Origin of the sequence: Tunicatimonas sp. (assembly GCF_049647865.1) — a bacterium.
Lineage (GTDB): Bacteria > Bacteroidota > Bacteroidia > Cytophagales > Cyclobacteriaceae > Tunicatimonas.
Window position 1 is genome coordinate 1 of sequence record NZ_JBARYM010000854.1, and the last position, 5239, is coordinate 5239.

Below are 5239 nucleotides of genomic sequence, written 5' to 3' on the forward strand. Positions count from 1 at the left end.
CTAATGGCCGCCACGTGTAAGTTAGGGATACGCCGAAGGGCTTCAATGTGCGCCGGGCCGATAAAGCCCAGTCCGGCTACACCAATTTGTAAGGTTTTCATAGGTTGTTTTTCCAGTTTAGTAAGTACGTAATTAGTTCAGAACGACTCGGGCTTTGTCCATTTTGTACGTAGGCACCCGACGTCGCCATCCCCAGCAGTGCCGATAGTTCTAGCGAATACTCAGCCAGCTGTCCGAAACAAAATCCAGCATTTAAGTTGTCGCCGCCCCCCGTAGAAATACGCGGTTTAGCCACCATGCGGCCCGGCACTGTTTGGATGCCCTGCGGACTTACAATAATAGAACGGTTTAGTGGATGTACCAACAAATTTGTCAAATTCATATGTTCGTAAATGAATAAACAAACTTTTTCGAGTTCTTCGCCAGCCCTTTTTCCGGTTTGTTGCTCAATTGATCGGGCTAGCCGCCGGGCCTCATTTTCATTTAGTCCTAGCGTAACCACTCCGTAATCATTAAAGCTACCAATGACTTCCAGAACGGCTTCTATCGCTGACTGCGATTTCTTAGTAGGATCAGCCAAATCGAAGAAATAATGACGAGAGGCGGTTGGCAGATGAGGCAGTAGCTCTTGCTGAATACCCTGCCATACGTTAGTAGCTAACGGCAGATTGCACCAGTCTACCAGAGCCACAAATTTAGCAGCGCTGAAGTATTGTATCAGATTGGGTAGTCCAACCAATTCTTTCACATAATCCCAGTCAATCATTTGAAAGGGGGTTACTTCCGAGAGTATCAACTTACCATCGTCAAATTCCAATGCGTTAGTTTCGGCGGGGGCTCCCAACGAAATTAGGGTGCTTTGCGTGTGAATTTGCTCAAATAAGGGATGTAACTCTGGAGCACCGAAATTTCCTAAGCAGTAGTTGGATACGCCTAACGAAGCCAGAGCATGCGCCATAATCGGAGCATTCCCGCCTAATTTGACCTCCTGAGAAACCAGTTCTAACTGAGCACTTAGCCCGGCAGCTTGCCCAACACGATCGGCGAAGGCAGCTATTGTTGGATAGTAGATGTGTGACTCACCGTCTTGGGCTTGCACTACCTTCTGAATTTTATCTAGGTAGCCATCCAAACCAATAAATACTGGTATCTCGGTTGAGATTGGTTCAAACGATTGTAAACGGTCAATCAGATCATCAATGGTCGCCGATAGATTCATGCGTCAGGTTGTTATTTCAAAGTTACTTCATCGGTGTTTAGGTAGGAAACACTCCACAAGGAACGAGGCGACCTGACCCAACGAATTAGGCAAGATCACTACGTAGCGCATATTTCGCCTGCGATAGTATGCTCAAATTGCTTCCTTAGTATCCGCTAGGGTCTTCTTTGCTACTTCCTTCGTAACTAACCGTTCCGTCACCGAAGCGTTTCTGTGCTTCATTTAAGATAGTAGCGGTAGCAGTGGCACCAATGCGGGTAACCCCTAAATCTTTGACCTTTAGCAAATCATCTAATGTGCGTACTCCACCCGCTGCTTTAATCTGCACTTCCGGGGCACTGTGCTTTCGCATCAGTTTTAGGTCCGGGTGCGTAGCTCCTTGGTACGTGTACTTACCGTCACTTCCCTTCACAAATCCGTAACCGGTAGAGGTTTTAACAAAATCAGCTTTTAGTTCACTGCAAATTTCGCAGAGCTTAATTTTGTGTTGATCGTTATCTAAAAAGTCATTCTCAAAGATCACTTTTACAATAGCTCCGTGCTTATGCGTTTCTTCGGTTACTGCTTTAATTTCCTCGGTCACGTAGTCCCAATCTTCACTTAGTACCTTTCCGATGTTTACGACCATATCAATTTCGGTAGCTCCGGCTTCGCAAGCCTGTCGGGTTTCGTACACCTTTGATTCTTTGGTTGGGCTACCCTGCGGAAAACCAATGACGGTGCCTACCGCTACATCTGACCCCTTTAGTAGTTCTACTGCTTTTGAAACAGCGTAGGGTTTAATACAAACCGATGCAGCGTTGTATTTTTTAGCTAGTTCGCAGCCTTCCTCCAAGACTTGATCAGTCATGGTAGGATGTAGCAACGAATGGTCGATCATTTTGGCGAGTTCAGTAATTTTGTCCATAATTTTATTAATTGAAAAGTGAACCCCAGTTAGATTCCGGGGCGAAAAATTGATAATGCTTGCTCTTTATTTGATAGTTGTGCTAATGGCGTAATGTTCCGTATTGCAGTACAGTGAACTATACACAAAATAACCGTGTCGGCTTGTACTGTATTTTCGGTGGATATGTAGAATAGGCGTGCCTGCTTCTAAATTCAGTTGAGTAGCAATTTTTGCTTTGGCGGCTAGGGCACGGATACGCTGATCTACGCTAGTAATTTCCAGTTGATAATGTTGATACAGGGTGCGAAAAAGCGAGCCCTCTACCCATGGTTTTTGACAGAAACCAGGGATATCTAAATTTGGCAAGTATGTATATTCTAGCATCACTGGTTGATTGTCAACTTGCCGGAGGCGTTCAACTGCAATACATCCGACTTGGCGCTCATTTTCCGATAAATCAAAAAAGAAATCTTCATTCCACTCGGCGATCTGAGGTTTACTAAGAAATTGAGAGGTGGCTGAATATTCGGTTTCCCCTACTACCTCCGAGAAACCCCGAAAAGAAAGTAGCCCAAGTGCAGGATGATGAGCACAAACAATACTCCCCTTCCCCTGCCGACGCGCAATATACCCTTCTTGTTCTAGAGCACTCAGTGCTTGGCGAACCATCATCCGGGTCATACTATGCTTCGCACTTAGCGTATTTTCCGAAGGCAGTAAATTCCCCTCTTCATAATGGCCAGCTAAGATATCGGCTTTTAGCTGTTGGTGAAGCTGTTTGTAACGGGGGATTTTCACAATAGAAGTATTGCTACAAAGATATGAATTGAACTTGTATATACAAGTTCAATTCATAGTTCTTCTACTAGTTTTAAGAATACTTTATCATCCTTATTCCGGGTAAAGAGATAGAATCAGGAAAATTCATCGCTGCCTTCGCGGTTTCTTGGTAGCCGTAGCGAGAATAAAAAAGATAGCCGCTCAACATAGCGGTTAGTTCAAACTGACTAAAACCTTCACCGCGTGCCTGATTTTCACAATGGTAAAGAAGTTGGCGGGCAATGCTTTTACGAGTTTAGTTTGGGTGAACATAAAATGCCCGGATAACCGCTGGGTCAATAGTTGAATCACGAAGCCCCCTATCTAACAGTTCACTAGCTTGGTCTCCGTCAAAAAGAGTTTTCCGATGGCTCCAGCCACCGCAGGCTACTACTTGCTTTCTTTCTTCCGCTATATAGTACGTTCCGTCGGTAACTACCAATGTATCAATACCGAACAGGTACTTCAGTGAGCTTTCTACTTGCTGAGCAGAATAATATTTACCCCCAATCTGCCGGACAGAAAGCTGAGCCAGTTGGTTTAATAATATAATGTCGCTTACCGTAGCCTGACGAGTTGTGAAAGTCATTTTTTTTTAACGCAGTGCTACCGCACTATCGGCTTTGACTGCTTTCCACTCTTCTACTCCCATGTTTATTTCCAAATCAGGATTGGCTTCTTGCAATTGAGTAGCTCCCTCTTTGGTTACCTGGGTTTGCCACAAGTATAGTTTTCGTAGGTTGGGCATTTGGGCCAGTTGCTGTACCCCTTCATTGCTTACTTGAGTACCGTAAAGATTAAGGTATTCCAGGTACGGTAGCTCGGCAATAGAGGCCAATCCAGCATCGGTAACTTGAGTATTCTCTAGGTGCAAACGGGTTAAATTTTTAAACGAAGAGATTGCCTTTAGTGCTTCGTCGGTAGTAGCGGTATTACCTAAATCGAGCCAAGTGATTTGCTCAGCGGCTTTACCGAGTTCGCTCATCAGCGAGTCCGCCGAAGCAGATCGCGGCACATTCACCTGAAGCCAATGGACTTCCTCGGCTAACGGCATAATCATCACTCCTCGTTGCTGAATACTGCTTACCAATTGTTTGTCGGCAGGAGTTATCTCCGAGGCTAGCAGAACCTCCACTTCGCTTTTGTTAGCGTTAGGATCGAGCAGCGTGTTTAGCACCAACTGCGTTTCTTCGTTCACTTCAATTTGAGCCACCGTTTTATCAAAAGATGCTCCTTGATCAATCCACCAAGTCAGCAGAGCAATCTGGTCGTCAGTAAGCTGCGATTTGCCGTCGGGCGGCATATGGTCCTCATCTTCTTCCGGCAAATGGACCCGAACCAGCATCTCACTGGTCGCCGGATCGCCCGGAACAAAAATATCACCGTTCTCGCCACCGGCTAATAGAGCTTCGGCTGTATGCATCATCAGCTCCCCTTTCTTTTTATCAGGATTGTGGCAGGATACGCAGCGGGAATCAATAATGGGATGAATAATATCTTCGTACACTACCGCCTCTTCCAGGTTGGTAATCAGCTTAACCTCCTTGCTTTCTTTTGCAGGAAGACCAGCAACTTTTCGCAGTGGATTCGGCATGTATTGGGTAAGGTAGTCGGAACCGTGGGTAAGCGAACCGCCGAAGTGACCAGCGCCCATCAGCACCAGTACCATCACTGAAAGAGTAGAAACGTAGACTTTATCCAGCGTTGGATTTTCTTGCTTACTTCGTTTTCGGTACAATAGAAAAGCCACTATCGCCAGCACCACCGTAGCGATACCGAGCCACTTATGCAAGTTGAGCAGTTCTTCCCCGTAGCCCCCGCCTTCCGCAAGCATCAGGCCCAGTATGACCGCTACTAACGCGGAGGCTGCACCTAGAAAGAGGGCTAGACCCACTGCCGGTCGATACACTCGAAAGCGTTCCATCCGGGAAAGCAGTTCTAATAAAAATGCCAGCACCAAAAAGCCAATAGGCAAGTGGAGAATAATGGGGTGAAAGCGGCCGAAAAAGAGAACAATATCAGGAGTTTCCAAAATGTTTGTAGTTTAAATAATTTTCTAAAAATCACCAAAATTTAGCCAGAGATCGTCGACCTTACACGAAGTAGTATGATTGATTCTTCTAATATATTACTTTCAGAATTATAACCAATAATAGCTAAATTTTTCCGATGGATTCATTTTGTGCATTTATATTTACAAGTTGCTAACAATCAACTAATTATTGGTTGATTTAGCTGTTAAATAAGGGGGATTAACCTATATTTTATTAACATTTATTAGACTAAATAGTATTTAAAGGGTCAATAACATT

Annotated in this window: 5 protein-coding genes; all 5 read right to left on the reverse strand. The window is 44.9% G+C overall.

What is annotated here, in order from left to right; all coding sequences use genetic code 11:
* Nucleotides 1-97: 97 nt before the first annotated feature.
* The 5 genes from WBA23_RS24565 to WBA23_RS24585 all read right to left on the reverse strand — a co-directional run bounded on the left by WBA23_RS24565 (nt 98) and on the right by WBA23_RS24585 (nt 4959).
* Nucleotides 98-1219, reverse strand: coding sequence for a hypothetical protein (locus WBA23_RS24565; protein WP_424584922.1), 1122 nt, complete (start codon nt 1217-1219; stop codon nt 98-100).
* A gap of 145 nt (nt 1220-1364) precedes the next feature.
* Nucleotides 1365-2126, reverse strand: coding sequence for a deoxyribose-phosphate aldolase (gene deoC / locus WBA23_RS24570; protein WP_424584923.1), 762 nt, complete (start codon nt 2124-2126; stop codon nt 1365-1367).
* Nucleotides 2127-2192: 66 nt separating this feature from the next.
* Nucleotides 2193-2906 carry a GntR family transcriptional regulator gene (locus WBA23_RS24575; protein ID WP_424584924.1) on the reverse strand — a complete coding sequence of 238 codons (714 nt, stop codon included), beginning with the start codon at nt 2904-2906 and terminating at the stop codon, nt 2193-2195.
* Between the two features lie 277 nt (nt 2907-3183).
* Nucleotides 3184-3516 (reverse strand): hypothetical protein, encoded by a 333-nt coding sequence (locus tag WBA23_RS24580; RefSeq protein ID WP_424584925.1) that lies wholly within the window; start codon nt 3514-3516, stop codon nt 3184-3186.
* A 6-nt stretch (nt 3517-3522) separates the two neighbouring features.
* Nucleotides 3523-4959 carry a c-type cytochrome domain-containing protein gene (locus tag WBA23_RS24585; protein ID WP_424584926.1) on the reverse strand — a complete coding sequence of 479 codons (1437 nt, stop codon included), beginning with the start codon at nt 4957-4959 and terminating at the stop codon, nt 3523-3525.
* Nucleotides 4960-5239: the final 280 nt, after the last annotated feature.

What these genes read in the sequence shown, in the direction of transcription:
- WBA23_RS24565 (WP_424584922.1), bottom strand. Translation starts at nt 1,219, where the DNA reads ATGAATCTATCGGCGACCATTGATGATCTGATTGACCGTTTACAATCG.
- WBA23_RS24580 (WP_424584925.1), bottom strand. Translation starts at nt 3,516, where the DNA reads ATGACTTTCACAACTCGTCAGGCTACGGTAAGCGACATTATATTATTA.
- deoC (WP_424584923.1), bottom strand. Translation starts at nt 2,126, where the DNA reads ATGGACAAAATTACTGAACTCGCCAAAATGATCGACCATTCGTTGCTA.